Here is a 26,005-nt window from a genome sequence, read left to right on the forward strand (position 1 = left end):
GCCCCGTTGTGTCGGGACGCTGAAATTAGCGGTTTCTGCCCCGTCCACAAGGGTTTTGTGGACGGATCAGGGCGTTTGCACAAGGGCTTGGGGGTCTTAATCTTCCAGCGCGCGACGCAACAGTTCCAGATCGTCCGCGATCTGGCTGTCGGACTGGCGCAACTCGTCGATCTTGCGCACCCCGTGCATGATGGTGGTGTGATCCCGTTTGCCGAACTTGCGCCCGATTTCGGGAAGGCTGCGCGTGGTCAGTTGTTTGCACAGCCACATGGCCATCTGACGTGGACGGGCCAATGTGCGGGTGCGTTTCGGGCCCAGCATGTCGCTGAGGCGGATGTCGTAATGTTCGGACACCTTGCGCTGGATTTCCTCGATCGTCAGCTTGCGGTCCGACGCCCGCAGGATGTCGGACAGGCAATCCTGTGCCATTTCAACGGTGACTGTCCGACCCACGAGGGATGCCAGTGCGTAAAGGCGGTTCAACGCGCCTTCGAGGACGCGGACATTGCTGGAAATGCGGTGCGCGAGGAATTCAAGCACACCGGGGGCGATGTCCACTCCAGGATAAATGGCGTGATAGGTTTCCTGTTTGGCGTGCAGGATGCCAAGACGCAGTTCGAAATCCGTCGGGTGCAGGTCAACCACAAGACCGCATTGCAGACGCGATTTGATCCGTTCCGACAGGTCACGGATTTCACCTGGCGCGCGATCGGCTGAGATGATGAGCTGTTTGTTCTGGTCGACCAGTGCGTTGAAGGTGTGGAAAAATTCCTCCTGCGTGGAATCCTTGCCTTCGAGGAACTGGATGTCGTCCACCATCAGCACGTCAACGGACCGGAAGTGCTGTTTGAAATCCATCATCTTGCGGTCCCGCAGCGCGGAGATGAAGCGGTAGATGAACTGGTCGGCGGAAATATAGAGAACGTTCAGATCGGGGCGTTTTTCAGCCAGCTCATGGGCGATGGCATGCATCAGGTGGGTTTTGCCCAGCCCGACACCGCCATACAGGAACAACGGGTTGAACGTGGTGGGCCCACCTTCGGCCACGCGCTTGGCGGCGGCATGGGCCAGTTCGTTGGGCTTGCCGACGACGAAACTGTCAAAGGTGAACCTCTGATCGGGCTGCGCGTCGGTGTTGGCGACAGATTTGGGTGCCGCGGGGACGGTACGGGCCGGGGCGGATGCGGTATTTGCGACAGAGGCCGCGACCGTATCAAAGGCCAGCCGCTGCACGGACAGGCCCTGACGGTTCAGATGATACACGATCTGGTCGCCATAGGTTTTGCTGACGTAATCGCCGTGAAACGGGCTGGGCGCACCCAGATGGGCGACGCCGTGATCCGCTGTCATCAGCGACAAAGGCTCGATCCAGCTTTTGTAGTTGCCTGCACCAATGGCTGACCGCATGTCCGCCTTAACCTGTTCCCAGTGCACCTGTGTCATGTCTTCCCCGTCTGTCCCAAACTGTCCCTGCGGCTGCCGCCACGCTCGCGCAATTCGTTCGGTTCCGTGAGGACGAAAGACACCGGTCGCCGCACGGTGATGTGCGGCGGCGGGTCGTTCAGACCGTTGCGTAAAACCATACCGGATCGGGGTCATACCCCCCTCGCCTCGCATGGCATCGCAGACAACATGGTCACATTAAACCGGCAAAGCTCCCACACTTCGCCGATTCATGGTGTAGCAAGATTGGCCTTGTTTCTAAGGCTCAGAATGCCTGTTTGCAGATGCAAACTGTCCCGACATCCTGTCTTGCAGTCCCACGCTCCCCCAGGAACGAAAATGAATCGCTTGCTGAAATTAGCCTTCCGTCCGATGCGATTTCAACAGCAAGGTTGGCCTTGACAGGGAAAGGTCTGAAACGAATCTGGCGGGCCTTTGAATCTCAAGGAAAAGTCGATTTGGACGATGGCAAAAATGAGACTCCGGACGGCAAAAGGCGGCCCATCGGGACCGCCTTTTGCGTTGTTAACCAAAGAATCGGGCGGCTTCATCCGCCGCCTAAAATTCAGCCGATTGCTTTGACCCGCGCCACGAGGCGGGACATTTTGCGGGCAGCTGTGTTCTTGTGAAAGACGCCCTTGGACACGCCGCGCATCAGTTCTGGCTGGACAGCACGGACAGCAGCCGCGGCTGCGTCTTTGTCGCCGGATGCAATCGCCTCTTCTGCTTTGCGCAGGTACGTGCGGATGCGCGAACGACGGGCTTTGTTGATTTCGAAACGACGCTCGTTCTGGCGTGCGCGTTTTTTGGCTTGTGGTGAATTGGCCATGTCAGTCTCTTTTCGGTTTGTACGTCAAAATTTCAGTAACGCACGCAACCCACCGGAAGACCGCAACCGGGATTGATTCGAGCCTTTAGCGGGCATCACGCGCATTTCAGCGCCGCGTATAGGCGACGCGGCGGGGTTTGGCAAACCCCTACTTGTCGCGGAACTGCGGTTCGCGTTTTTCCACGTAGGATGCCATGCCTTCGGCCTGATCCTCGGTCGCAAAGAGAGACTGGAACAAGCGGCGCTCATAGTTGATGCCTTCGGCCAGCGTGGTTTCATAGGACCGGTTGACCGCATCCTTGACGGCCATGGAGGCCAGCAGGGACTTTTCAGCAATGCGCTGTGCCGCACCCATGGCTTCGTCCTTGAGCTTCTTGGCCGGGACAACACGGCTGACAAGGCCCGAGGCTTCGGCCTCTTCGGCGTCCATGAAGCGCCCCGTCAAATGCATGTCCATGGATTTGGATTTGCCAACATATCGGGTGAGGCGCTGGGTGCCACCGATGCCTGCAATCACGCCAAGGTTGATTTCAGGCTGGCCGAATTTGGCCGTGTCTGCGGCGATGATGAAGTCGCACATCATGGCCAGTTCACATCCCCCGCCCAGCGCGTAGCCCGCGACGGCGGCGATGATGGGCTTGCGCACGCGCAAAAAGCGGTCGGATTCCTCGCCAAAGAAATTCTGGCGGTACATGTCCACGAAGGATTTGTCCGCCATTTCCTTGATGTCCGCGCCTGCGGCAAAGGCCTTTTCCGACCCGGTCAGAACGATGCAGCGCACCTTGTCCGAGGCGTCCGCCTCAGCCACGGCTTTCGACAGCTCCTTCATCAGTTTGGAGTTCAGCGCGTTCAGGGCGTCGGGGCGGTTCAGGGTGATCAGGGCGACATCGTCAGAGATATCGACGGTGATGGTTTCATAGGCCATTTGGGAGGCTCCCGTTGAGGACATGAGCCGCTACGAATACCCCAAAGGGCGCGGCGATCAAGTTATCTTTGGCATTTGGGGCAATAGAATGTGGACCGACCGGACTGGACGATGCGGGCGATGGTGCCGGTGCAATCCGGGGTCTGGCAGGGCTGGCCCTCGCGGTCATAGGCCTGAAACCCGTGCTGGAAATAGCCCAGTTCGCCGTCAGCCTGACGGTAGTCGCGCAAGGACGACCCGCCTGCGGCAATCGCTTCGGACAGGACGTCACGCACGATCGGGACGATGCGGGCGACGCGGGGTTTGGACAGCCCGCCCGCCTTGCGTTTGGGGTTGATGCGGGCGCGGTGCAGGACCTCACACACATAGATATTGCCCAAGCCCGCAACAATGCGCTGATCCAGAAGGGCCGTTTTGATGGGGGTGTTTTTGCCGGCCAGTCTGGCGGTCAGGTAGTCTTCGTTAAATGTGTTGCCCAAGGGTTCGGGCCCGATGGTGTTGATCAGCCAGTGGTTGTCGAGCGCGTGGGTCGCGGCAAGATCCATAGCGCCAAACCGGCGCGGGTCGTTGAAGGTGATCCGCGCGCCGTTACCCATGTGAAAGACAACATGATCGTGCTTTTCGGGCGCGGGATGATCATGGTGGAACTGACCCAGCGGGTCGCCGGACACGGTCATCCGGCCCGACATGCCAAGGTGGATGATCAGCGTTTCGCCTGTGTCGAGGTCGGCCAGCACGTATTTGGACCGCCGCCGCAGCGCCGTAACCTTGGCCCCTGTCAGACGGTCCGCCATGTTGTCGGGGAAGGGCCAGCGCAGGTCGGGGCGGTTGACATCGGCCTGTGTGATCACCTGCCCCTCCATCGAGGGGGCCAGCCCGCGGCGCACGGTTTCGACCTCTGGTAATTCAGGCATCCCGCATCCCCGCGCTGATTTGGCCGTTTGTATCTGAAGGCGGCACGCTATATCTGCGATGTGAACTGCGCAAGGTGCCCGTAAGATGACCGATGACAAGACCACCCATTTTGGTTTCGAAACCGTGCCCGAAGGCGATAAGGCGGGTCTGGTGCAGGGCGTGTTTTCCAGTGTGGCCAGCAAATACGACGTGATGAACGACGCCATGTCGCTGGGTATTCACCGGCTGTGGAAAGACGCGATGATGGATTGGCTGGCCCCGCGTCCGGGCCAGCGGTTGCTGGACGTGGCCGGTGGCACGGGCGACATTTCCTTCCGGTTTTTGAAACGGGCCGGGTCTGGCCACGCAACGGTGCTGGACCTGACGGAACCGATGTTGATTGAAGGGCGTAAACGGGCCGAGGCCGAACGGCTGGAGGCATCTTTGGACTGGGTTGTGGGTGACGCAATGGCCCTGCCGTTTGAGGACAACACCTTCGACGTTTACACCATCAGCTTTGGCATACGAAACGTGACCCGCCCGCAAGAGGCCCTGAACGAGGCTTTTCGTGTTCTCAAACCCGGCGGGCGTTTGATGGTGCTGGAATTCAGCCAGATCCCCAACGACGTGCTGCAAAAGATGTATGACTTCTATTCGTTCAACGCCATTCCGGTGATGGGACAGGTCATCACAGGGGATCGCGACAGCTATCAGTATCTGGTGGAATCGATCCGCAAGTTCCCCGATCAGGAGACATTCCTTGGCATGGTTCGGCAGGCCGGATTCGACAATGCCAAGTACCGCAACCTGAGCCTTGGAATCGCCTGCCTGCATTCGGGGTGGAAACTCTGACATGCGGGGACCGCACAACATTATCCGGCTGATCCGCACCGGCGCCACGTTGGAACGCACGGGCGCGATGAAGGTGATTATGGATGCGGTCGAGGCACCGGCGACGGTGCGGATGGTGATGCGAGGACTGGTCTGGCCGTTCCAGTGGCTGGGTCTGAAAGGTGATCCGAACCAGCCGCCTGTGACGCGGGCTTTGCAGGCGCTGGGTCCCGCCTACATCAAGTTCGGGCAAATCCTGTCGACGCGGCCCGACGTTGTCGGCAATGATCTGGCGCTGCAGTTGCGGGTTTTGCAGGACAAGCTGCCGCCCTTTCCTGTTGATGTCGCGAAGGCAGAGGTCGAACGGGAGTTGGGGCAACCCGTCGACCAGATTTTTGCGGAGTTTTCCGAACCGGTCGCCGCTGCGTCCATCGCGCAGGTCCACAAGGCGCGGCTGGTGGAGGATGGGTCTTTCGTGGCCGTCAAAGTGCTGCGTCCGGGGATCGAAAAGGCGTTTCAAAAGGACATTGACGCCTTTTATCTGGCCGCATCCGTCGTGGATATGGTGTCGCCGTCTTCACGCCGATTGCGGCCTGTCGATGTGATTGAACATTTCGAAGGCGTGGTGCTGAGCGAGCTGGATTTGCGGCTGGAAAGTGCATCAGCCTCCGAATTTGCGGACAACACCAAGGATGATGCCGGATTTTCCTTGCCCATGGTGAACTGGTCGCTGTCCGGGCGGCGCGTCATGACGCTGGATTGGGTCGAGGGCATCAATGCCGCCGATGTCGAGGCGATTGAAGCGGCGGGCCATGACCGGACAGAACTGTCGCGGCGGGTGTTGCAGCTGTTTTTGAACCATGCGTTGCGGGACGGGTATTTTCATGGGGACATGCACCACGGGAACCTGAAAATCGCCGCCAATGGCGATATCGTGGCCTATGATTTCGGGATCATGGGGCATCTGGATGAATACACCCGGAGGGTCTACGCAGAGATTTTGTTCGGGTTCATCCGTCGCGATTACAAACGTGTGGCCGAGGTTCATTTTGAGGCGGGTTATGTGCCTGCCGACCGGGATGTCGATGAATTTGCCCGCGCGCTGCGCGCTGTGGGCGAGCCGATTTTCGGCATGAACGCGGAAAAGATTTCAATGGCGCGCTTGCTGTCCTACCTCTTTGAAGTGACGGAACGGTTCGGCATGCAAACGCGGACGGAATTGATTCTGCTGCAACGGACGATGGTTGTGGTTGAAGGTGTCGCCCGCACCTTTGATCACCGCATGAACATCTGGGACGCGGCGAAACCGGTGGTCGAAACCTATATCAAGGACAGCATCGGGCCGCGCGCGGCGGTGGATGATCTGGTCAAGACAGCGCGGGTACTCGCACGGTTCGGGCCACGTTTGCCGGCGCTGGCTGAAACCGCTCTTATCCGTCTGGGCGAGGATCCGGCCCCGCCACCGCGCCGCAAGTATGGGCCACCTTTGGGGTGGATGGTTCTGGGGGCGGGGCTGGCCGTCGCCATTGCTGTGCTTGTGGATGCCCTGACCTGATCATTCGCGCAAAGCAGACACGTCAGAGGCCAGTACGGCCACGTCCCCGTCTAACAGCAAAATAGCCTGTCCGTTTTCACTGCGGACTTCCTGCACGCGCGCATAGACATCTGCGGTCTCGTTTATAAGAACCTCTCCGTTTGCGGAGCTGATGACGCGGAATTCATAAACACCATCGGGATAAGGTGTTCCATCTGGTGAAGTTCCGGCCCATTCAATCGGGTCGGCAGAGACCGCAATTTCAGTGCGTTCCAGTTCGGTTCCGTCCTCATCCAGGACCAGCAGTTCAACCTTGTCGGCCACAGCCGCCGGATTGGGTGCGATGGTGACGGGGCTGCCATCAAAATAGGCCGGCACTGGCGCGCGCGCCTCTTTACCGACCCAGTCCGCCATCTGCGCCATGCCGGTCGTGTTCATCTGAAGCATCAGCGCATTGAGCAGATCATTGGTCAGAACCTGCTGTTCGACACCCGAAAATGTCGCAAGCTGCATGGCGTATTCGGCTGAATCGGTCGGGTCGAGGGGGTCCTGATTTTCCATCTGGACCGTCAGCATTTTCAAGAATGTCTCAAAATCAGAACTGATGACGGTTTCGGATGTTTCTGCCTGTGGGGCAAAAGACGGACGGGAGGTGGCCGCGGTTTGTAACAGTTCCATCGAAGGTCCTTTTCAGAGTTTCAGATCAAGCGCGCCGAGGGCGGTTGTTGTATGCTGCGGGGTCATTTGCGGACCGGCTACGGGGGGCTGTCCGTCGGGCATATCCTGATCCACGTCGCCGTCTTGCGATTTTTGGTCACCGTCAAAGGTGAAGGACGGGTTGTCGTATCCCATGGATGCAAATTCGGCCATCAGACTGTCAATGTTGCGCCTCATGAGGTCGGCGGTGTCCGGCCGTTCCGCGAGAATGCTTACCACAAGGCCCGCGTCCCCTGTCGTCAGAGAGATGCGGACCGTTCCCAGTTCGTCAGGATTGAGGTGGATTTGCGTGGTGGCCGAAGATGACTGAGCCGCCGCCAATGCGATCTGTTGCGCGATGACAGCCGGTGCAGCCCTGATCGGGTTGGGCACCTGCACCGCAGCGGTCTGGGTTACGGCTGTTGTTGTCCTCAGGGTGACCAAATCCTCCTCCGGTCGGTCCGGATCGGACAGCGCGAATTGCGGGTCGACGAATGGATGCAGGTTATGGGGGAGAGGCATCGCAGATGATATCGGGAAAGCCGCCGCCGGGGTTTGGAAATAGGCGGCTGTCACTGCGTTTGACCCATGTTGCCCCGTTGCGGGAATTCTGTCGAAGCTCTCTGTCTTTTGTGAAGGCGTTAGACCCGTCCGGTCGACTTTACGGGCCATGTCTTGCTGCAGATGTGCGCCCCCCCGATCCCGCGGCATCACGTTGGTATGTGACGCAATTTGATGGATCATAGGCAACGTCTGGGGCTGTCCTTGGGCCCGAGCAGGATGTTGCGACCCATCGAATAGACGTGATGCGTGGGATGAGTGTGCCACGCCGCCTTCCGGGGTCGCCAGCGCGGTCTCGGCTGTGGACATCCGAACAGATAAAGGCGCGATGTCTGTGGCCGTCCTCCCCCTGATCGGCTCCGGCCCGCCAGGCACATGTGTCCGCTGTTTGCCAATGCTTTGGGATGCCGGAAGGGCCAAAAGCGCGCCGTTTTCGCCTTTGGGACGTTCGATTGTCGTGTCGGCCGCCGTTGAGAGTGTTGCAGATTTTGTGGTCGGAAACGCGGCCAAGGCATCAGTCGATACAATTGGTTTCTGGCCCGAGGGTGAATTTTCAGCCCTCCCCTGACGTTTTAGGAGCGCGACATCATTCAGGGCCTTGGACGGGGCAGAGGTCAGGCCGGGCGGGGCCATTTCCACAGCCTCGTCCTCCTCCGCGTCAGCGTGAGGCCCGTCTTCGGCGCCGTAATCGTCACTGCCTTCAGCCTCATCATCCAACTGAGGGGCACCGTTTCCGATATCCCGTAGCGACGACCATGCGGTCATGAAGTCACCGGACGTACCGGCATGGGCAGGTCGCGCGCCATCGCTGCCCGCAAGTGCCGCGAGCGGATGGGCGTTGGGGGCGGTATCAGACAGAATCATCGGTTTCTCCGATCCAGGGTCAGTCGCCTTTCACTATCCGACCTTTCCTTACTGATTCTTTACCGATGCTGATTAAGACATCCCCAAATAGATCAAATTGGAGCATTCGATATGGACGTCTCGGCATCACAGCCTCCTAACCCGACGCAGACACGATCCGCGCTGATGGATGTGGCAAAGTCACTCGAGGCGGCGTTTCTGGCGGATATGTTGAAATCCGTACGGTTTGGCGAACAACCGGAGGGCTTTGGCGGGGGCGCAGGCGAAGATCAATTCGCGTCGTTCATGCGCGAGGAACAGGCCAAACGGATGACCGAGGCCGGGGGCATCGGGCTGGCACAGACCCTGTTTGAAGCGATGACGGAGGGTCAGCATGTCGAAGACATCAATTGACCGCCTCAAGCGGCTTCTGGAAACCGAGAAATCCCTGCTTCTGTCCGGTAATCTTGCGGGCGTTGCCGATCTGACCGAAGAGAAGGAGGCTCTGACAAAGTCGCTTGAAAATGGTGGGCCGTCAGACCTGCTGCCATTGGCTGCCCAGTTGCAGGAAAACGGGCGGCTGATGGCAGCGGCGAAAACCGGGGTCGCCCAGGTGTTGGAAACGCTCAGACAACAAAGGGCCGCGCGGGCGTCGCTTTCGACCTATGACCGTCACGGGACGGCGACCCATATCGGGGCCGTTCGCGAAGGAACATCGCGGCGGTTCTGAAAATTGATGGCAAATCGTATGTTTTCGGCCGCGGCTCATTAAGACCTGATTAATGGATTGGTCCGATGTTGCAGGTGCACTTGAAGAAGTGGCGCAGGGCCAAAGCCAGCCGTTGCATCCGTCAGAACGACGTCTGCCCGAGAAAACCTCGGGTTTTCCGAAATCAGCGCAAAACGCGCTTCAAAAATGGATGACACAACATGTCCAGCATTCTGACAAACAACGGCGCAATGGTTGCGTTGCAAACCCTCAAATCCATCAACAACGATCTGTCCAAAACCCAGTCGATGATTTCGACCGGTAAGGATGTGGCGTCCGCAAAGGACAATGCGTCTGTGTGGGCGATTTCCAAAGTCATGGAATCGGATGTCAAAGGTTTCAAGAGTATTTCCGACAGTTTGAGCCTTGGCGAATCCACGGTCGCGGTGGCGCGACAGGCGTCCGAGTCGATCACCGATCTGCTGACTGACATGAAAAGCAAGATTGTCGCCGCTCAGGAAGAGAACGTGGACCGTTCGAAAATCCAGACCGACATCGAGGCGTTGACCGACCAGATCACCTCGGTCGTTGGTGCCGCACAGTTCAACGGCCTGAACCTGATTGACGGGTCCTCCAGCGATGCGCTGGGCGTCTTGTCGTCCCTCGACCGCAATTCCGACGGCACCGTATCTTCCTCGACGATTGATGTGGCGCGTCAGAATTTGTCGGTTACGACGCCGGTCAGCGCTCAGGCCTTCGGCGGAACCGACCTTGCCAATGTCGCCGCAGCATCCGCGCTTCTTCAGGGGTCCACCGCCAACACGATCGCAGACGATACGGCCTATACACCTGGCACAAACGATACGGATACGATCGCAAACAACACCACTGAAACCTTCACGATTGGTGGTGTGGCTGAGGGAAATTCCTATCAGATCGTTCTTGATAACGTTGCGATCAACACCGCCGATGGCGGCACGGCCCAAGGCCAGCGAACATTCGAATATGTTGCAACGGCAGGTGACGGTACCGAGGATGTGGCCCGCGCTCTGACAAGCCAGATCAACGCTTTCTTCGGCGCAGGGACTGATACGGCAAATGCCTATTCCGTCGCGCAGGGGACCGGGGCCAACACCAACCAGCTCACGATTACCAATGGGTCCGGGACGACGACAAACGGTGCCATTGGCGTGTTTGCGCGCGTTCAGACGGGCGGTACTCCCGGCACTGATGTCAGCAGCGGCGGTTTGGGCGCCCTGCAGAACATTGACGTGACATCGGATTCAGGTGCGACGTCAGCCCTTGTGGCCATCGACGGGCTGATCAGCCAGTCTATTGATGCCGCAGCCGCCTTCGGTTCCGCAGAAGGCCGGATCGAGACGCAGTCCGATTTCATCAGCAAACTGTCCGACAGCCTGAAATCGGGCATCGGGGCTTTGGTCGATGCAAATATGGAGGAGGCATCCGCCCGATTGCAGGCCCTTCAGGTCCAACAGCAGCTGGGTGTTCAGTCTTTGTCCATCGCAAATCAGGCGCCTCAGTCGATCCTGTCACTGTTCCGCTAAACGTCTTGTCGGGGGTGTCCTCGGGCGCCCCCGAACCCCATCTCACGCGAGGTAAAACCTCGCGTCTGTCAACGTCGTCCCGAAAGGACCAGATGTGAATATCATCGACCAGGCCCATCAGGCCTACGCCCCCAAAACCTCCGTCATCCGCACCGATAAATCCACAGAACACCAGCTTTTCAGCGATGTGACTGTGCGCCTTCAAAAGGCAGCCGTTGATTCAAAGGCGCAGTTTCCGGCCTTCGCGGAAGCCCTCCATGCCAACCGGGCAGTCTGGATCCATCTCGCCACACAAGTTGCTGATGATGAGAACGCCCTTCCCCGGGATCTGCGCGCCCGGATATTCTATCTGGCGGAATTTACGGCCACCCATTCTGCAAAAGTTCTAAAGGGTGAGGCCGACATAGCGCCTTTGATCGAGATCAACACGGCCATCATGCGTGGTTTGAACCCCGGGGCTGTCGTCTGATGTCGGGGCTTGTATTGAAATTGGGACCCAAAGAACGGGTCCTCGTCAATGGCGCTGTCATTGAAAATGGGGATCGTCGATCCAGACTGTCGATCCTGACCCCCCATGCGAACATATTGAGGCTCCGCGATGCGATCCGTCCCGACGAGGCCAATACGCCTGTCAGCCGCCTGTGCTATATTGCCCAGCTGGTCCTATCGGGGGATGCTGACGAAGCCGAGGCGGGAGAGCAACTGCGTCGCGGCGTCGAACAACTGGGCCATGCGTTTACGGACGCTGAAAGCCTGAATGTCCTGTCCGATGCGATGATCGCATTCGAGGAGCAAGAATTTTACCGCGGTCTCAAGAAATTGCGCAGCCTTTTGCCGCGCGAGGCTGACCTTCTGGCCCGCCATCCGAGGGCGTCATGACATTTCAGCCGGTCATTCCGTTCTCCGGATATAGCGGCTGGCTTTTCCTCGACCGGACCGGCGCTGCCCAGAAAGAGGCCTTTGTCGAAAGTGCGGCCGTGGAGCGTGTCACTGACACATTTCGTACCAGAATTGCATCCATTACCTCCGCCGACGATCTGGTGAAGGATCGCGCCCTTCTTTCGGTCGCACTGGGTGCGTTCGGGCTGGACGATGATATCAACAACACATTCTTCATTCGGAAGGTCCTGGAGGATGGAACCAGCGATCCGGATGCCTTGGCCAACCGGCTTGCCGACCCCCGATACCGGGATCTCAGCGCGACATTCGGGTTTGGCACCGGTCTGGTCCTGACGGGACTGTCTGTTTTCGCGGACGACATTATTGACCGTTATGAGGCCAAACAATTCGAAAAGGCCGTGGGCGAACAAAACAATGACCTGCGGCTGGCGATGAACCTTGCCCCTGCGATGGGGGATGTCCTCTCCGGAAATCAAACCGACACGGGCCGATGGTTTGCAATGATGGGGAATGCCCCCATGCGAGAGGTGTTCCAGACGGCTTTGGGGTTTCCATCCAGCTTTGCGGCGCTTGATCTTGATAAACAACTTGAGCAATTTCGCGCACGATCTGAGGCCACCTTTGGCAGCAGCAGGATGGAAGATATCTCGTCACCGGAAAATCAGGAAAAGCTGATCCGGCTGTTCCTGTTACGGTCAGAGACTGCATCTGCAGTGACGTCAACGGCCTCAATTGCGCTTACTTTATTGCAGCAGGCTTAAGGACCGGACTTATCCGACGCGAGGGCGCGCTGCAAAAGTCGATATGATCCAGCGATGCCTTGGGTGCCTTCGTTGGCGACAAATTTTTCCAAAGCGTCCCGCGTGGCAATCGCTGCATCAATCTTGGCGTCGCTTCCATCAACATAAAGTCCAGATTGGATCATCAGTTCGGACTGCGCGTAGGTGCCCATAAGATGGCGCGCCTGAGAAATCAGTTTGTTTTCTGCGGGATTGGCGGCTTGCGGCAAGGATCGCGACACCGACCGTGTCACGTCAATCGCAGGAAACCGGCCCCTTTCAGCAATCGTGCGGTCCAGTACGATATGGCCGTCCAGAACACCGCGCAACATATCGGCCACCGGTTCCTCCATGTCCGAACCGCTGACTAAAACTGTGTAAATGGCTGTGATGTCGCCCTGACTTTCCAGCCCGGGTCCAGCACGTTCACACAAGCCCGCGATCGCGGCGGGTGTGGTCGCCGGATGACCGCGCAGGCTGGCGGCCTCACCGGCCGCGACGGCGATTTCCCTGTGGGCTTCGGCAAAGCGGGTGATGCTGTCGATCAGCAGTAGAACCTGCTTTCCCTGATCGCGAAAGAACTCCGCCACCGCTGTGGCCGCCATGGGACACGCCCGTCGTGTTTTGGCCGGTCGGTCGGACGTTGCGGCGATGACGACGCTGCGCGCCATGCCGTCCGCCCCGAGTGCGTTTTCGACAAATTCACGAAGTTCCCTGCCCCGTTCCCCCACGAGGCCGATCACGATCACATCTGCATCGACTTTCTTAGCGAGGGAGGACAGTAAAGTCGATTTGCCGACGCCCGAGCCGGAAAAGAGGCCGATACGCTGGCCGCGCACGATCGGTAAAATTGTATCGAACACCGCAAAACCAGTGGACAAGCGCGCGCCCAAACCCCGGCGGTCGGCAGCCGCCGGCGGGGGCGCATGAAGGGGAACGTCAGCACATGCCGGCAGCAGCGGTCGCCCGTCCAACGGGAGGCCGTCCGGGTCCACAACGCGACCAATCCACCCATTGTGCGGCGCGAACGGCGTCCGGCGCGACAGGGCCGCGTGAAGGCCCGGAGACAAACCATCGGTTGGCCCGTCCATCATCGCGGTCACGCCGGTGGGGCAGACGCTGACGATATCCCCCTTTTGAGAGGCTCCTAAAATTTGAACCGTATCCCCCACCTTTGCGTGGCCGTTCAAACCCGCGATTTCAACGTGGGAGCCCTTGACCGCACTGATCTTTCCGACCGGTCGGGTCGGGGAAATACGCGTCAGGCTGGCCGATATCCGGTCGAAGATTTCTTCTGTCATGGGTCCTCACAGTTCTGGCGACAACCAATTCTTAGGGAATCATCATTAAGGCTTAGTTGAAGCCAATCGAGGGAGAAGCCCCGATGTTTGAAAATCTGAAGATGTTCGAGACATCCTTTGCCATGGCCCGTCACGCGGGCGCCCGACAGGCCGCAACTGCGGCAAACATGGCCAATGCGGACACGCCGGGATATCGCGCCCGCCATATCGCATCCTTCGCAGAGAGTTACTCTGCGCATTCTGCAAGCCCGATGAAGATGACCCGCGCCGGTCATCTTGCGCTTGATATGAGCAGCGCGCGTGCACGCACGGATGCCGGGAAGGGCGAACCCTCCCCCAACGGAAATTCCGTTTCCCTGGAGCAGGAGATGATCAACGGCGTCGAAATCCAGCGGGAGCATAATCGCGCGCTGGCAATCTATAAACATTCGCTCGACGTGATGCGTCTGAGCATCGGACGGAGGTGACGGATGGCCGATTTTTCGGACGCCATGAATATCACGGCCAGCGGGATGCGGGCGCAGGCGTCAAGGCTGCGCCATGTGTCGGAGAATATCGCGAATGTAGACACCCCCGGCTATCGCCGCAAAACGGTCAGTTTCGAGGCTGAAATGCAGGCAGGTCGCATGACAGGACATGTCGAGACCGGGCGCATGCGGCTGGATCAATCCGATTTGAGCCAGATTTACGATCCGGCACATCCAATGGCCAACGAAACCGGAATGTACGACGGGTCGAACGTCAACCTCCTGATTGAAATTGCCGACGCTCGCGAAGCGCAGCGCAGCTATGAGGCCAATTTGAAACTGTTCGATCAGGTGCGGCAGATGTCGTCGTCCCTGATGGATCTTCTGCGGAAATAGGGGCATACAACATGGAAATTGCTACACGTCTTGTCGCCGACGCCTATGCGGCCAACAAACCTGCGACCGCACCGGACCCGTCAGGCGGGCCCGCAGGGGTCTTTGGTCAGGTGGCGACATCGTTCACCGAGACGCTGCAAACAAGCGAAAACACGGCAATGGCTGCGATGACGGGTGGGGCCGACCCCCATGCGCTGGTGCAGGCGCTGGCCCAGACGGAACTGGCCGTCGAAACAGCCGTCACGGTGCGCGATAAAGTGGTTGAGGCCTATCAGGAAATTCTGCGGATGCCTGTCTGATGGATGAGGCTGTCTTTTACGACACCCTGCGACAGGGGCTTTGGGTTGCGACGCTGATCTCGCTTCCCATTTTGTCTGTGGCCTTGTTGACGGGACTTGCCATCGGACTGTTTCAGGCGCTGACGTCAATTCAGGAAATGACATTGACCTTTGTCCCAAAGCTTGCGGCGATCGTAGGGGTGTTCTGGGTGACGATGGGGTTCATGACGGAATCGCTCGTTTCCTATTTTCAAAACACGCTTGTGCCAATCATTTCGGGGGGTTGAGACATGGAAAACGCAACCTATGCCGTGCTGACACGGCAATCCGGACTGACGAGCCAGCTTCGTGTGGTGGCCAACAACATCGCCAACCTGTCGACCACCGGCTTTCGGGCGGAGGACGTCATATTCTCGGAACATGTGGCGGCGTTGGAAGGGGGGCATCGGTCTTTGTCCATGGCGACCGCGGCCGCACACAATGTGGTGTCGTCGCAGGGCACCCTGACCCAAACGGGCGGTCCCTTCGATCTCGCGATTGAGGGGGAGGGATTCTTTTTGATCGAAACACCGGCAGGGGAACGCCTGACCCGCGCGGGGGCTTTCACGCCGAACGAAAACGGTGATCTGGTCACGATGGACGGATTTCGGGTTCTCGATAGTGGCGGCGCGCCTGTGTTCGTCCCGCAGGGGGCAGGTCCTGTTGGCATTGCGCCGGACGGTACGATTTCGGCCGGTGGGCAACCTGTCGGGCAGATCGGTTTGGTCGTGCCTGCCGACGCTACCGGACTGGTCCGGGAAGACGGGGTCAGGTTTCGGTCTGAGGAAGGGTTTGATCCCGCCCCCGAAGGCCGGATGCTGCAAGGATTTCTGGAGGAATCCAACGTTAATCCGATCCTTGAAATTGGCCGCATGATCGAGGTGCAGCGCGCCTACGAACTTGGTCAAAGCTTTATGGACAAAGAAGACGAACGCATCAGAAGCGCAATCCGCGCACTGGGCAAGTAACCTGCAGGAGGCAACACAATGCGCGCCTTGAGAATTGCTGCCGCCGGGATGGCGGCCCAACAAACACGGGTCGAGGTGATTTCGAACAACCTCGCCAATATGAGCACGACGGGCTACAACGCGCGTCGCGCGGAATTTGCCGACCTTCATTATCAACAGATGCAACGGCCCGGCACGATCAATGCCTCTGACGGTACGGTCTTGCCGACCGGGGTCCAGCTTGGCCTTGGTGTGCGTCCGTCTTCGGTGTCGATGATGTTGAGCCAGGGGTCACTGGCCGCGACGGGTGGGGATCTTGATATCGCAATCGAAGGGAACGGCTATCTGGAGGTGACGTTGCCCGACGGTCGCGCAGCCTATACGCGCGACGGCGCGCTCAAGCGCACCGGCGACGGTTTGATCGTCACGTCGGATGGATACCCCGTGGCCCCCGACATCACGATCCCGCAGGATGCACGGTCCCTGTCGATCAATGCGGAAGGGGAGGTTTATGCCTTTTTCCGGGATCAGATCGAACCGCAGCTTCTTGGACAGTTCAATCTGTCCGGTTTCACCAATGCCAAGGGTCTGGAGGCGATCGGATCAAACCTGTTTCTGGAGACACCCGCGTCGGGCCCGTCCGTCGCCACGACGCCCGGACAGGACGGTTTGGGGGTGCTGCGGCAAGGGTATCTGGAAGACAGTTCCGTCGATCCTGTGCAGGAGATTACCGATCTGATCAAAGCCCAACGGGGGTATGAACTGAATTCAAAAGTCATTTCCGCAGCTGATCAGATGCTCGGCTCAATGGTGCAGATCCGATGATCCGTCTGGCCATTTTGCTGTGTTGCCTGTGCAGTCATGCCGGCGCCGAAACACTGATCGCGGCCCGCACGATTCCCGCCCGGACGATTCTGGGACCGGAGGATATTCTGATCCGCGATGTCTCTGTCGCGGGCGGGATGGCCGACCCGTCCTTGGCCATCGGGCAGGAGGCACGGGTTGCTTTGTATGCGGGCCGTCCGATCCGGTCGGCCGACCTGTCGGCGCCCGCCGTCGTCGAACGAAACCAGATTATCCAGATCATTTATCGGCGTGGGGGGATTGTCATTTCCACCGAAGGCCGCGCGCTGGATCGGGCAGGCCCGGGGGACTGGATCAGAGTGATGAACCTGTCATCCCGCGCCACGATCACAGCACAGATTCACGAAAGCGGCGTGGCCGTCGTCAGCCAGTAGTAGGAGCCTTCCCTTGCGCAATCTTGTTTTTACCTTGCTGATCGGTCTGATATCCCTGACGGCCTGTTCCCGTGTCAAAGCCATCGGGCAGGAGCCTCAGTTTACATCCCCGCAGGCTTCTCCCGAGGCGGTGGCGATGACCACATTCGGGCTTGAGAACGAATTGACAGTCGGCCCTGTTCGCACCGGCACACCCTCGCTTTGGACCGGGGAGAGGGGGTCGCTTCTGGGGGACCGGCGCGCCGTCCAGCGGGGGGACATTCTGACTGTGGTCATCGAAATTGATGACAGCGCGTCAATCTCGAACTCGACCGACAGATCGCGCAGCGGATCTGAAAACCTGTCTATTCCCAACCTGTTCGGGTTGCCGCAACTGGCAAACGAGGGCCTGCCTGAAGGCGCGTCGCTGGACGCCGCTGTCGGCATTAATTCGTCAAGTTCGTTTGGCGGCGATGGGTCCGTCAGGCGGAACGAACAGTTGGAGTTGCGGATCGCCGCGACTGTTGTCGGCGTGATGCCGAACGGTGTTCTGTCGATACAAGGGTCACAGGAGGTGCGCGTCAACTTCGAGATGCGGGAGCTTCTGGTGTCGGGCTTTGTGCGGCCGGAGGACATTTCGCGGCAGAATGAAATCACCTATGACAAGCTTGCTTCGGCACGGATTTCCTACGGCGGGCGCGGACAGATTTCAGACGTTCAGCAACCCCGCGCCGGACAGCAGCTTACCGATATTCTGTTGCCGTACTAGGAGGCACCCATGGCCAAGTTTCTTCTTCCTCTTTTGTTATTAATCGCGGGCACCGCAGCCGGCAGTGGTGTGGGATATTTCTTAAGGTCGGAGCCTGAGACAGAGCCCCTTTCCAGCTCCGTCGCGGCGGAGCCGTGCGGTGATACCGAGATGGCAGCAGCCGCTGTCGCAATGGCCCCCGTTGCGCTGGAAGAACGCGAATATGCCCGCATGAACAACCAGTTCGTCGTTCCAGTCATTCTGAACGAAAAGGTCGCCGCATTGATGGTGATGTCGTTAAGTCTTGAGGTGGAGGCAGGCGGGCAGGAAGCGGTGTTCTCCCACGAGCCGCGCCTACGGGATGCCTTCTTGCAGGTTATGTTCGATCACGCGAATATCGGGGGGTTCAACGGCGCATTTACCACAACGTCGAATATGCGTCTGCTGCGTGACGGTTTGCAGGACGCCGCTGACAGGATCATGCGCGGCCATATTTCGGATGTCCTGATTGTTGATATTGTCCGTCAGGATATTACCAACTGATCCGGCGTTCGGCGGCCTTTGCATCCTCGGCTTGCAGCTTTTGCTGAAGACGTCGCGCCACTTCGAGTTTTGCAAAGGCTTGTGCCACATCCGCGCGATGATTTTCCAGATCGCGGGACGCCAATGCGATATCGCGCTGAAGCACCGTCTTGCGCCCCATGACCCATGTTTCCCACAAGACATCCGCCCCGGCGCGGGTTGACGGCTGTGCCAAATCGCCTCCCCTGGGCCCGTCAAGTTGAGCGACTTGCGCCTTGAGGGTCGCAATCCGTCGGGCAATCGCTGCCAGTTTCATGTGCTTTGACTGATAGGCCACCTCAAGCATCGGCAGCACTTTTGTCAGTTGTTCGGAATGGCTTGTCATGTGCGTGCCAGCTTTCTGACTTTGTCGGCAAACCGGATGGCTGCGGCCACGGCCTTGTAATGGTCGGGGGGTATATGTTGGCCGATCTCGACGGTGGCATGGAGCGCACGGGCCGTGGGCGGGTCCGAATGGATGGGGACACCATTTTCCTGAGCGCATTCGCGGATACGGGCCGCAACCAGATCGACACCTTTCGCAACGCATTCCGGTGCCCCTCCCCCCGTCCGATCCCATTTGAGGGCGACGGCATAGTGGGTCGGATTGACAACGATCACATCCGCATCGGGCACGTCCGTCAGCATCTGGTTCATGGCAATTGCCATCCCTTTCTGGCGGCGTTGTTGTTTCAGAGCCGGGTCACCCTCGCTGTTTTTGGTTTCATCCGTCAGTTCCTTGCGCGACATGCGGTTTTTGCGCAGATGTTCTGCGCGTTGCCATGCATAATCGACAACGCCCAGTGAAAGCGCGATGATCAGGACAATGCCCATCAACGCCATACACAGCTGCAGCAAAAGGGCGATCACCTGACCCGAGGATACGGCCATCGCGCCCATGATTTCGGGAAGGCGGCCCAGCACAAACAGAAACAGGACTGTTGAATACAAAACCAGTTTGGCAAAGCTTTTGGCAAATTCGAACAGACCGGTCCGACCGAATTTGTTCTTGGCCTGCGCGACGGGCGAAATGCGCGATAATTTGAGCTCCAGTTTGGAGGGGGCGAACACAAATCCCTTCTGCAAGATCAGCGAAAGGATCACGGCCACCGCCGGAATGGCAAACCACGGTGCCAGCCAAAGGCTCAGGTCGCGCGCCACGCCGCCCATGAAGGGAGCACCTGATGACGCGAAGACCTGCGCCGAAACCTCGTCCGCACGCGCAAGGGTACCGGCCAAGATCGCGCCGGTTTCGATCAGCGACGCCGCACCGACCGACACGCCTGCCACAAGAAGGCCGGCATAGGCCGCGGCGGTATTCAGATCGGTGGAACGAGGGAAATCACCCTTTTTGCGGGCCTCCGTCAGTTTGTGCTGGGACGCCTCGTATTGCTTGTCATCATCGGTGTCCTGATCGCTCATCCCGGCGCTCCGAAAGGATCCATCAGGAACCGACCGAGTGCATCGACCCAAAGCGATAGCATAAGCGGGGCCGCAAGCATCAGGATGATCAGCCCACCGGCCGTGATTGCGGGCGCCCCCACGAAGGCGACCATCAGTTGTGGCATCGCCTTGTTGATGACGCCCAGAGTCACGTTATAGATCAGCGATGCGATGACGAAGGGCGCCGCAAGGGTGAACCCCAGCGCGAAGGACCGTGAAATTTCGGCGACACCGGATCGGGTCATCATGTCGGACGGGATGACCTGCCCCAGCGGGATCATGTCGTAGCTGTGGATTATGAATTGCGCGATCTGGACGTGCAGCCCCATCAATGTGGCCAGTGCAAGGCCCCCGATCACCAGAATGTGGCCCATGGCAGGCAAGGGGTCCATGCCGGCACCACCGAAAATCTGTGACAGTGATGTCGATTGCGCGGCGATCGACCCGGCGACCTGCAGGGCCATAACGAAAAGCCGCAACATCAGGCCAAGGAACGCGCCGGTCAGAGTTTCACTGATTAGCAATCCCAGGCTGGACACGGCGGAGGATGGGAGTTCGGGGACAGGTGCCGCAGGCGCGACGATCGCAGTGAAAGCGATGGCCAGACCCAGTTTGACCCGCATCGGAACCGATTGTTCGCCGAATGCCGGAAGCAGCGAAAGCATGGCACCGACCCGCAAAAAAACCACGAAAACCTGCCATAAAACAGTCTGCCCGAGGCCGGACAAAAGGACCATATCCTCAATCATGCAGGGACCAGACCGACCAGGGCCGGCTTTGCATCGACCCCGATTTCTTCGAAGGACAACACCGGATTGGGCAGACCCTTTGCCGTCAGAACGGTGCGCAAAAAACGCCGGCGTTTCATCGAGGTCACAAGGGCCGGGTAGGATCCCGCCTCGCTCGCGGTGGCGATCTTGTCTGAAATCGCAGTGGCAAGGCGGTTAAATTCGTCCGGCGGGAGGGCCACATCGCCGGGCGATCTGTCCGACGCGATCTGGTAGGTCGAAAAGGTATCCTCCCACTCCGGTGCGAGTTGAACGAGAGGAATGGTCCCGTCGGTCCGACGCATCGCGGCAACCAGTTGAAACCCCAGCCTTTGCCGCACGTGTTCAGCGACACCTTCGACCGCTGGATAGAGTTGTCGACCCTCGGCACATCCCTCAATGATCAGACCAAGGTTGCGAATTGATACTCTTTCCTCCAGCAGGAGGCGCAAAACGGACAGCAGCAGATCAAGCGGCACTTTATCAGGGATCAGTTCATCCAGCATTTTGCGGTTGGCGTCCGCACGGCCACTGTCCGTCAGGTTGCACATTTCGTCCAGCAAGCGGCGCAGGGCCTTATGTGTCAGAAGACGCGCAAAGTTCTTCTTGATTGTTTCAAGAAGATGGGTTGCCAGAACTTCGGTTGGGTGAACCGTCGTCAGGCCGGCAAGTGATGCGGTTTCCTGATCGGTCGGATTGATCCAGCGCGCCGGGGCGCCGTAGACCGGTTCACTGACATCCTGACCCTCGGGTGCGGTGATACCCGGATCCGACAGCAGGGCCAGAACGCGCCCTGGCTGCAGCGCATCACGCACCTGTTCGACGCCGTGCACCAAAATGCGGTAATACCCATCCGGCAGGGCAGCATTGTCCGTCAATCTGATTTCAGGCAGCAGAACCCCGAATTCCGTGGCCACGTGGTTGCGCATATTGCCAATCCGGACATCAAGGCCGACACCGGGATCAAGTACCATTTCCACCAGATCCGGGGCAAATTCGACGTGGATATCATCCAGGTCCAGCATATCGCCCATGCTGTCTTTCACGGGTGAAAGAACCGGTTGGGCGTCGGCCTCTTCTTGAAGCTGCGTTGCCACCTTTTTTCGATGGCTGAACAGGGCCGCCAGTCCAAGGATGCAGGCACCGGCCAGAAACGGAACGAACGGCAGGCCCGGAACCAGGGCGAACAGCCCCATCAGGACCGCGACTGTCGTCAATGCGGCAGGGTGCCCGCCAAGTTGAGCGACCAAGGCAAGATCGGTCGCGCCGGTCGCCCCGCCGCGCGCCAGCAGGAGAGCCGCCGCGATCGAGATGATGACCGACGGGATCTGGTTCACCAAGCCATCCCCGACGGTCAGGATCGCGTAGGTTTCGAACGCAACGCCCAAGGGCATACCATGAACAGCCGCGCCCATGATCAGCCCCATGACCAAATTCAGGGCAGTTATCAACAGCCCCGCAATTGCATCGCCTTTGACGAATTTCGATGCCCCGTCGAGGGAGCCGAAGAAAGTCGTTTCAGCCAGTTCGACTTCGCGACGGCGCTTGGCCTCGGCGTGGTCGATGGCCCCCGCACTCATATCGCTGTCAATGGCGAGCTGTTTTCCCGGCATCCCGTCGAGGGCAAATCGCGCACCGACTTCGGCCATGCGGGTCGCCCCTTTGTTGATCACGATAAAATTGACAATCAAGAGGACGCCAAACACCACAAGCCCAAGAAAGACACTGCCCCCCATGACGAAATTGGCAAAGCCTTCGATCACATCGCCCGCGGCATTCGTTCCGGTGTGACCCTCACCGATGATCAGTTTGGTCGAGGATACATTCAGGGAAAGGCGCAGCATGAGGGACGCGAGAAGGATTGTCGGAAAGGCCGAGAAATCCAGCGGACGTTCGATGAACAGGGTGACGGTGAAAATCAGGATCGCGAGGGCAAAGGATGTCGCAAGGCCAATGTCGAGAACCCATGATGGCATTGGCAAAATCATCATGACGATAATGGCCATCAGCGCGAGTGCCAGCAGGATTGTTGGCTGGAAAATGTTTCGCAGGGAAAGGTCCGGCATCATGGCTGTCCTGCCGCTGGATCGGTACCGGCAGAGTGATGCGAATGGGTCATGGTCCAGCTCTCCAATAAGTGCGCCTATGTTGGTTAATGGCGAACCCTTTCGATTTGGTAACCAAGATTGCTATTGAGGGGCGGTGGCCTCGTCAAACTGCTGCAAGAGGCTTTCAATCGCACGGCGGCTGTTTTGCGATTGCTCCACAAGCGATTGCCGGTCTGTCAGGGACAGGGTTTCAAGCGGACCGGTTCCGTCAAGGCGGGCGCGTGCAAAGTTTGCAAGAACCGGGTCCTCGCTCAAAGTAAGCCTCTCCCATGCTTCTGCCCGAAACTGTTGCAGAATTTCGGGTTGCGATTGTCCGGCGTCGCCTTCGGATAAAGCTGTCCGGTAGTCCCCCAAACCTGCAAACGCGTCGGCGCGAAGGTCTTTGGCACGTGGCGTGTTAATACCTCTCAAAACCTCGATGGCATCGGCGTATTGTTCCGAGGAGATCGCCGATTGCGCGCGCAGATATCTTCGTTCGGCTGCGGCGTCACGAACCGCGGGACGGTCCAGCACTGTCCATGCCTGCTGCGCAAACCCGAGATCCAGCAAACGTGCGCCAAACGCATTGATTGTGTCATCGGGCACATGGTCCGGCAGATCCTCGAATGCAAAGTTCAAAAACTCGCTTGCCGGAGACTGATCCACCACAGCGGCATAAATTTCATTGAGCTGGAGAGACTTCATCTCAGATGGCAGATCATCCGCAAAATTGATGGCATCCTGGAATTGACCCAATGCTGCGGAGCCGCGGGATTGGGCACGTCGAAGTTCGGTGAAAATCGAGCCCGTGCGATGTTCGTCTGCCAGACCCGCGGCGACCAACATATCTGCCTCACGCGGCCGTTGTCCTTGCGCGATCGTAAGGTCGATAAGGTCAACAACTGCTTGCGGTGAAACGTGGGGATTTTGAGATACTTCTTGTCGCAACAGCTGCAACGCCTCTTCGGGCTGGTTTTGTGCCTGCGCAAGATCAGCGCGTGATGTCTGCACATCGGGAAGGTTTGCCACATCGGGAATGTCCGATGATTGCAGGGTGCGTTCAGCCTCGTCGGGGAGGCCCGCATTCAGGAATGCAGCCGACACTCTCGGCGCAAGGTGGCCTCTGAGAGGTTGGGGGACGGCAAAGAAGGCACGCAAAATAGTGCTTCGATCCTCCTGCGTGTCAGGTGCATCTGACCCGGCAAGAAAAGCCCAAAATGCGCCTGCGGTGTTGCAGCCTGACTGTGTGGATATCTGGGGAAATGGGCCATCGTAGTCGTCGATAAGGGCCGCCAATTCCATCAAGACCCCCCATTCCTGACTTGAGGTCGCATCTGACCTCAGCACCGAAAGCGCCTCCGCCCCGAACCCGAAATGGATGTACAGGCGTGCCAGATCGGCCAAAGCATTGCGAGGTTCGGACCCGAAGGACCCGGACAAATCCTCCGCCATTGCGGCAATCTGGTGATGCAAGGATTGGTCCGTGGCCCATGCATCCACATCGAACGTCGCCGCATCAAGGCAGTGGGACACATTCAGCGTTTCCAGCCTTTCGTTTATCTCGCTCAAAGTGCCGTCGAGCGCCGTGGACACCCCGATGCCAAGTTGGGCCAGCGCCGGATCGGTGACGGAGAGAGACACTTCCTCTTCCACCGGAATATCTTGTTGTAAGGTCGGCACCGGCGGGCGAGCGGTCGCAACCACCGGGTCCAGATATCCCTGAGACGCAGCCCGTGCCAGTCCTTCGACGATTGTGGCTTGCGTCGAGGCCAGATTTGCCGGCGCCGGTGGAGGAACCGGCTCCGGACGGGGCATCGGAACACCCCACGGGCCTGCACGGCGCGGCATCGCCCCGGTCAGGGTCAATCCATTGGGAAGCGCCAGAAGGTCGGGCAGCGACGAAACCGGTCTGATGGGCGGTGATGCCGGTCGCGGGGATGGCGCAGAGGGTGCAACCACAGCAGTTTGTTCTGTTATCGGGCGCAAAGCATCACGCGTGCCAGCGCCGTCCACAATGTCGATCACCAGCCGATCGGGTCGCCACAAGAAGGCGTCCGCATGGCATGTGCAATCGACAATCAGGGCAAGGGTCTCATCAGATTGCTGCCTGATATCAATCAGACGATCACGGGGGATTCTGTCGAACACTTCAATCGTATCATAACCGTCGGACTCACCCGGCAGGGTGAGGAGGAACCCCGTCGTTGAAGGCGTCAGCTGCCAGTCCGTCCCGGTTTCGATGGACAGCACCAACCGGCTGAATGTCTCGTGTTCACCGCTGCGGATAAACACGGGATCGGCGAGCACCGTGACCGGCCACAACAGAATAAAGATCACTCCACGGATCATGCGGCGTCCTGCTTGACCGATTTCAGGGCCTCTTCAAGGTCGCCAAAGCTTGGACGAACCGGCCCGGGCGTGTTCTGGCGCCCGACTTCGATGCAGATATTCGGGGCGTGCTGGTACAGATTTGCGACAAGAACCTCGCGGATCAGCTGGTAGAAATGGGCGTCTTCTTCGACGACGGTTTTCACACGCCCTGCAAACGGCCCGACCAGACCATAGGCGAGAAAGACGCCCAGAAAGGTGCCGACCAAGGCCCCCCCGATCATCTTTCCCAGAACTTCCGGAGGCTGATCAATCGAACCCATCGTTTTGATAACCCCAAGGACAGCGGCGACAATGCCCAGCGCCGGCAGCCCGTCGGCGACCGTCTGCAAGGCATGCGTGCCATGCATGCTGTGGTGAAAATTCGCCTCGATCCGTTTTTCCAGAACCTCCTCAACCTGATGGGGGTCATCGTAGTTCATCGACGCGGACCGCATGGTATCCGCGATGAGGGCGACAGCCTCCTTATCAGCGAGAATTTTGGGGTACTTGGCGAAAATATCGCTGCTTTCAGGCTCTTCGATATGCGTTTCAAGGCCGACAGGATTGCTCCGTGCGAGACGTATCAACTCAAACAGAAGACACAGCAAATCCCTGTAATCATCGGTCTTCCATTTGGTGCCCTTGAACACCTTTCCCATGTCCTTCAGCGTGTGCTTGATGCCATTCATGTCATTCGAGATGACAAAGGCACCGACAGCCGCGCCCCCGATCATAATCATTTCAAAAGGCAGCGCCTTCAGGATCATGCCGAGCTTGCCGCCTGCCAGCGCATAGCCTCCGAAGACCATGATGAAGACAAACAGGATACCGACAATGCCAATCATGATTCGCGCCCCTCAAACATTGAACTCTTC

30 protein-coding genes are annotated in these 26,005 nt (G+C 58.8%); 17 read left to right on the forward strand and 13 right to left on the reverse strand.

Going from position 1 to position 26,005, the window contains the following annotated elements; all coding sequences use genetic code 11:
• Positions 1-96: 96 nt before the first annotated feature.
• From dnaA to mutM, 4 genes are all read right to left on the reverse strand, one after another.
• Positions 97-1,443: a chromosomal replication initiator protein DnaA gene (dnaA, locus tag QZ653_RS05030; protein ID WP_296418189.1), complete on the reverse strand. Its 1,347-nt coding sequence runs from the start codon at positions 1,441-1,443 to the stop codon at positions 97-99.
• 565 nt (positions 1,444-2,008) lie between these two features.
• Positions 2,009-2,272: a 30S ribosomal protein S20 gene (rpsT, locus tag QZ653_RS05035; protein WP_296418191.1), complete on the reverse strand. Its 264-nt coding sequence runs from the start codon at positions 2,270-2,272 to the stop codon at positions 2,009-2,011.
• A gap of 148 nt (positions 2,273-2,420) precedes the next feature.
• Complete coding sequence (locus tag QZ653_RS05040; protein WP_296418193.1) at positions 2,421-3,197, reverse strand: enoyl-CoA hydratase; 777 nt, start codon at positions 3,195-3,197, stop codon at positions 2,421-2,423.
• Positions 3,198-3,259: 62 nt separating this feature from the next.
• Positions 3,260-4,111 carry a bifunctional DNA-formamidopyrimidine glycosylase/DNA-(apurinic or apyrimidinic site) lyase gene (gene mutM, locus QZ653_RS05045; protein ID WP_296418194.1) on the reverse strand — a complete coding sequence of 284 codons (852 nt, stop codon included), beginning with the start codon at positions 4,109-4,111 and terminating at the stop codon, positions 3,260-3,262.
• 85 nt (positions 4,112-4,196) lie between these two features.
• On the opposite strand from mutM, the gene ubiE reads away from it, so the two are divergent.
• On the forward strand, positions 4,197-4,943 hold the full coding sequence (ubiE, locus tag QZ653_RS05050; RefSeq protein WP_296418196.1) for a bifunctional demethylmenaquinone methyltransferase/2-methoxy-6-polyprenyl-1,4-benzoquinol methylase UbiE: 747 nt from the start codon (positions 4,197-4,199) through the stop codon (positions 4,941-4,943).
• 1 nt (position 4,944) lies between these two features.
• A complete protein-coding gene (ubiB, locus tag QZ653_RS05055) occupies positions 4,945-6,477 on the forward strand; it encodes a 2-polyprenylphenol 6-hydroxylase (protein ID WP_296418198.1) in 1,533 nt (510 codons plus the stop codon).
• Here the strand turns inward: ubiB and QZ653_RS05060 are convergent, their stop codons facing one another.
• Both QZ653_RS05060 and QZ653_RS05065 read right to left on the reverse strand, forming a co-directional pair.
• Positions 6,478-7,134, reverse strand: coding sequence for a flagellar hook capping FlgD N-terminal domain-containing protein (locus QZ653_RS05060; RefSeq protein ID WP_296418199.1), 657 nt, complete (start codon positions 7,132-7,134; stop codon positions 6,478-6,480).
• A 12-nt stretch (positions 7,135-7,146) separates the two neighbouring features.
• A complete protein-coding gene (locus QZ653_RS05065; RefSeq protein WP_296418200.1) occupies positions 7,147-8,577 on the reverse strand; it encodes a flagellar hook-length control protein FliK in 1,431 nt (476 codons plus the stop codon).
• Positions 8,578-8,748: 171 nt separating this feature from the next.
• Between QZ653_RS05065 and QZ653_RS05070 the strand changes: the two genes are divergently transcribed.
• The 6 genes from QZ653_RS05070 (at position 8,749) to QZ653_RS05095 (ending at position 12,491) form a co-directional block, all read left to right on the forward strand.
• On the forward strand, positions 8,749-8,970 hold the full coding sequence (locus tag QZ653_RS05070; protein WP_366933050.1) for a rod-binding protein: 222 nt from the start codon (positions 8,749-8,751) through the stop codon (positions 8,968-8,970).
• The gene (locus QZ653_RS05075; RefSeq protein ID WP_296418204.1) at positions 8,951-9,286 is read left to right on the forward strand and encodes a hypothetical protein; all 336 of its coding nucleotides are present in this window, start codon (positions 8,951-8,953) and stop codon (positions 9,284-9,286) included. The genes QZ653_RS05070 and QZ653_RS05075 overlap by 20 nt, the downstream gene beginning before the upstream one ends.
• Before the next feature lie 200 nt (positions 9,287-9,486).
• The gene (locus QZ653_RS05080; RefSeq protein WP_296418206.1) at positions 9,487-10,830 is read left to right on the forward strand and encodes a flagellin; all 1,344 of its coding nucleotides are present in this window, start codon (positions 9,487-9,489) and stop codon (positions 10,828-10,830) included.
• Positions 10,831-10,924: 94 nt separating this feature from the next.
• The gene (flaF, locus tag QZ653_RS05085) at positions 10,925-11,299 is read left to right on the forward strand and encodes a flagellar biosynthesis regulator FlaF (protein WP_296418208.1); all 375 of its coding nucleotides are present in this window, start codon (positions 10,925-10,927) and stop codon (positions 11,297-11,299) included.
• The gene (gene flbT, locus QZ653_RS05090) at positions 11,299-11,709 is read left to right on the forward strand and encodes a flagellar biosynthesis repressor FlbT (protein WP_296418210.1); all 411 of its coding nucleotides are present in this window, start codon (positions 11,299-11,301) and stop codon (positions 11,707-11,709) included. Before flaF ends, flbT begins: the two co-directional genes overlap by 1 nt.
• Positions 11,706-12,491, forward strand: coding sequence for a DUF1217 domain-containing protein (locus tag QZ653_RS05095; RefSeq protein WP_296418211.1), 786 nt, complete (start codon positions 11,706-11,708; stop codon positions 12,489-12,491). Before flbT ends, QZ653_RS05095 begins: the two co-directional genes overlap by 4 nt.
• Here the strand turns inward: QZ653_RS05095 and QZ653_RS05100 are convergent.
• Positions 12,488-13,810 carry a FliI/YscN family ATPase gene (locus QZ653_RS05100; protein ID WP_296418213.1) on the reverse strand — a complete coding sequence of 441 codons (1,323 nt, stop codon included), beginning with the start codon at positions 13,808-13,810 and terminating at the stop codon, positions 12,488-12,490. The two genes, QZ653_RS05095 and QZ653_RS05100, sit on opposite strands and share 4 nt — an antisense overlap.
• Positions 13,811-13,893: 83 nt before the next feature.
• Here QZ653_RS05100 and QZ653_RS05105 point away from each other — a divergent pair, with 83 nt between their 5' ends.
• From QZ653_RS05105 to QZ653_RS05145, 9 genes are read left to right on the forward strand one after another with little or no spacing between them, the layout of a single operon-like run.
• On the forward strand, positions 13,894-14,277 hold the full coding sequence (locus QZ653_RS05105; protein WP_296418215.1) for a FlgB family protein: 384 nt from the start codon (positions 13,894-13,896) through the stop codon (positions 14,275-14,277).
• A gap of 3 nt (positions 14,278-14,280) precedes the next feature.
• Complete coding sequence (gene flgC / locus QZ653_RS05110) at positions 14,281-14,673, forward strand: flagellar basal body rod protein FlgC (protein WP_296418216.1); 393 nt, start codon at positions 14,281-14,283, stop codon at positions 14,671-14,673.
• Between the two features lie 11 nt (positions 14,674-14,684).
• Positions 14,685-14,972, forward strand: a complete 288-nt coding sequence (gene fliE / locus QZ653_RS05115) for a flagellar hook-basal body complex protein FliE (protein WP_296418219.1) — start codon at positions 14,685-14,687, stop codon at positions 14,970-14,972.
• A complete protein-coding gene (locus QZ653_RS05120) occupies positions 14,972-15,238 on the forward strand; it encodes a flagellar biosynthetic protein FliQ (protein ID WP_412765991.1) in 267 nt (88 codons plus the stop codon). The genes fliE and QZ653_RS05120 overlap by 1 nt, the downstream gene beginning before the upstream one ends.
• A 3-nt stretch (positions 15,239-15,241) precedes the next feature.
• Positions 15,242-15,958, forward strand: a complete 717-nt coding sequence (locus QZ653_RS05125; RefSeq protein ID WP_296418221.1) for a flagellar hook-basal body complex protein — start codon at positions 15,242-15,244, stop codon at positions 15,956-15,958.
• Between the two features lie 18 nt (positions 15,959-15,976).
• On the forward strand, positions 15,977-16,762 hold the full coding sequence (gene flgG / locus QZ653_RS05130; RefSeq protein ID WP_296418222.1) for a flagellar basal-body rod protein FlgG: 786 nt from the start codon (positions 15,977-15,979) through the stop codon (positions 16,760-16,762).
• Entirely contained in the window at positions 16,759-17,175 is a 417-nt protein-coding gene (gene flgA / locus QZ653_RS05135) for a flagellar basal body P-ring formation chaperone FlgA (protein ID WP_296418224.1), read from the forward strand. Before flgG ends, flgA begins: the two co-directional genes overlap by 4 nt.
• 13 nt (positions 17,176-17,188) lie before the next feature.
• Positions 17,189-17,923 (forward strand): flagellar basal body L-ring protein FlgH, encoded by a 735-nt coding sequence (gene flgH / locus QZ653_RS05140; protein WP_296418226.1) that lies wholly within the window; start codon positions 17,189-17,191, stop codon positions 17,921-17,923.
• A gap of 9 nt (positions 17,924-17,932) precedes the next feature.
• Complete coding sequence (locus QZ653_RS05145) at positions 17,933-18,445, forward strand: flagellar basal body-associated FliL family protein (RefSeq protein WP_296418228.1); 513 nt, start codon at positions 17,933-17,935, stop codon at positions 18,443-18,445.
• On the opposite strand, the gene QZ653_RS05150 is transcribed toward QZ653_RS05145, so the two are convergent.
• The 6 genes from QZ653_RS05150 to motA all read right to left on the reverse strand — a co-directional run bounded on the left by QZ653_RS05150 (position 18,435) and on the right by motA (position 25,975).
• The gene (locus QZ653_RS05150; protein WP_296418230.1) at positions 18,435-18,809 is read right to left on the reverse strand and encodes a hypothetical protein; all 375 of its coding nucleotides are present in this window, start codon (positions 18,807-18,809) and stop codon (positions 18,435-18,437) included. The genes QZ653_RS05145 and QZ653_RS05150 overlap by 11 nt on opposite strands.
• Complete coding sequence (locus tag QZ653_RS05155) at positions 18,806-19,885, reverse strand: flagellar biosynthesis protein FlhB (protein WP_296418232.1); 1,080 nt, start codon at positions 19,883-19,885, stop codon at positions 18,806-18,808. The genes QZ653_RS05150 and QZ653_RS05155 overlap by 4 nt, the downstream gene beginning before the upstream one ends.
• The gene (locus QZ653_RS05160) at positions 19,882-20,655 is read right to left on the reverse strand and encodes a flagellar biosynthetic protein FliR (RefSeq protein WP_296418233.1); all 774 of its coding nucleotides are present in this window, start codon (positions 20,653-20,655) and stop codon (positions 19,882-19,884) included. The genes QZ653_RS05155 and QZ653_RS05160 overlap by 4 nt, the downstream gene beginning before the upstream one ends.
• Positions 20,652-22,739, reverse strand: a complete 2,088-nt coding sequence (gene flhA / locus QZ653_RS05165) for a flagellar biosynthesis protein FlhA (RefSeq protein WP_296418235.1) — start codon at positions 22,737-22,739, stop codon at positions 20,652-20,654. Before flhA ends, QZ653_RS05160 begins: the two co-directional genes overlap by 4 nt.
• 123 nt (positions 22,740-22,862) lie before the next feature.
• Positions 22,863-25,109 (reverse strand): tetratricopeptide repeat protein, encoded by a 2,247-nt coding sequence (locus QZ653_RS05170; RefSeq protein WP_296418237.1) that lies wholly within the window; start codon positions 25,107-25,109, stop codon positions 22,863-22,865.
• Positions 25,106-25,975: a flagellar motor stator protein MotA gene (motA, locus tag QZ653_RS05175; protein WP_296418239.1), complete on the reverse strand. Its 870-nt coding sequence runs from the start codon at positions 25,973-25,975 to the stop codon at positions 25,106-25,108. The genes QZ653_RS05170 and motA overlap by 4 nt, the downstream gene beginning before the upstream one ends.
• Positions 25,976-26,005: the final 30 nt, after the last annotated feature.

This window comes from Pseudooctadecabacter sp., assembly GCF_020627745.1.
Classification (GTDB): Bacteria; Pseudomonadota; Alphaproteobacteria; order Rhodobacterales; family Rhodobacteraceae; genus Octadecabacter.

Bases quoted from the DNA above. Each gene is read 5' to 3' on its own strand.
- flhA (WP_296418235.1), bottom strand. From the start codon at position 22,739: ATGCCGGACCTTTCCCTGCGAAACATTTTCCAGCCAACAATCCTGCTG.
- flgA (WP_296418224.1), top strand. From the start codon at position 16,759: ATGATCCGTCTGGCCATTTTGCTGTGTTGCCTGTGCAGTCATGCCGGC.
- QZ653_RS05120 (WP_412765991.1), top strand. From the start codon at position 14,972: ATGGATGAGGCTGTCTTTTACGACACCCTGCGACAGGGGCTTTGGGTT.
- QZ653_RS05170 (WP_296418237.1), bottom strand. From the start codon at position 25,109: ATGATCCGTGGAGTGATCTTTATTCTGTTGTGGCCGGTCACGGTGCTC.
- dnaA (WP_296418189.1), bottom strand. From the start codon at position 1,443: ATGACACAGGTGCACTGGGAACAGGTTAAGGCGGACATGCGGTCAGCC.
- QZ653_RS05075 (WP_296418204.1), top strand. From the start codon at position 8,951: ATGTCGAAGACATCAATTGACCGCCTCAAGCGGCTTCTGGAAACCGAG.
- QZ653_RS05100 (WP_296418213.1), bottom strand. From the start codon at position 13,810: ATGACAGAAGAAATCTTCGACCGGATATCGGCCAGCCTGACGCGTATT.
- QZ653_RS05160 (WP_296418233.1), bottom strand. From the start codon at position 20,655: ATGATTGAGGATATGGTCCTTTTGTCCGGCCTCGGGCAGACTGTTTTA.
- ubiB (WP_296418198.1), top strand. From the start codon at position 4,945: ATGCGGGGACCGCACAACATTATCCGGCTGATCCGCACCGGCGCCACG.
- QZ653_RS05155 (WP_296418232.1), bottom strand. From the start codon at position 19,885: ATGAGCGATCAGGACACCGATGATGACAAGCAATACGAGGCGTCCCAG.
- flgG (WP_296418222.1), top strand. From the start codon at position 15,977: ATGCGCGCCTTGAGAATTGCTGCCGCCGGGATGGCGGCCCAACAAACA.
- QZ653_RS05065 (WP_296418200.1), bottom strand. From the start codon at position 8,577: ATGATTCTGTCTGATACCGCCCCCAACGCCCATCCGCTCGCGGCACTT.
- QZ653_RS05080 (WP_296418206.1), top strand. From the start codon at position 9,487: ATGTCCAGCATTCTGACAAACAACGGCGCAATGGTTGCGTTGCAAACC.
- QZ653_RS05125 (WP_296418221.1), top strand. From the start codon at position 15,242: ATGGAAAACGCAACCTATGCCGTGCTGACACGGCAATCCGGACTGACG.
- QZ653_RS05150 (WP_296418230.1), bottom strand. From the start codon at position 18,809: ATGACAAGCCATTCCGAACAACTGACAAAAGTGCTGCCGATGCTTGAG.
- QZ653_RS05040 (WP_296418193.1), bottom strand. From the start codon at position 3,197: ATGGCCTATGAAACCATCACCGTCGATATCTCTGACGATGTCGCCCTG.
- rpsT (WP_296418191.1), bottom strand. From the start codon at position 2,272: ATGGCCAATTCACCACAAGCCAAAAAACGCGCACGCCAGAACGAGCGT.
- flbT (WP_296418210.1), top strand. From the start codon at position 11,299: ATGTCGGGGCTTGTATTGAAATTGGGACCCAAAGAACGGGTCCTCGTC.
- QZ653_RS05105 (WP_296418215.1), top strand. From the start codon at position 13,894: ATGTTTGAAAATCTGAAGATGTTCGAGACATCCTTTGCCATGGCCCGT.
- fliE (WP_296418219.1), top strand. From the start codon at position 14,685: ATGGAAATTGCTACACGTCTTGTCGCCGACGCCTATGCGGCCAACAAA.
- ubiE (WP_296418196.1), top strand. From the start codon at position 4,197: ATGACCGATGACAAGACCACCCATTTTGGTTTCGAAACCGTGCCCGAA.
- QZ653_RS05145 (WP_296418228.1), top strand. From the start codon at position 17,933: ATGGCCAAGTTTCTTCTTCCTCTTTTGTTATTAATCGCGGGCACCGCA.
- mutM (WP_296418194.1), bottom strand. From the start codon at position 4,111: ATGCCTGAATTACCAGAGGTCGAAACCGTGCGCCGCGGGCTGGCCCCC.
- QZ653_RS05095 (WP_296418211.1), top strand. From the start codon at position 11,706: ATGACATTTCAGCCGGTCATTCCGTTCTCCGGATATAGCGGCTGGCTT.
- flgC (WP_296418216.1), top strand. From the start codon at position 14,281: ATGGCCGATTTTTCGGACGCCATGAATATCACGGCCAGCGGGATGCGG.
- motA (WP_296418239.1), bottom strand. From the start codon at position 25,975: ATGATTGGCATTGTCGGTATCCTGTTTGTCTTCATCATGGTCTTCGGA.
- QZ653_RS05060 (WP_296418199.1), bottom strand. From the start codon at position 7,134: ATGGAACTGTTACAAACCGCGGCCACCTCCCGTCCGTCTTTTGCCCCA.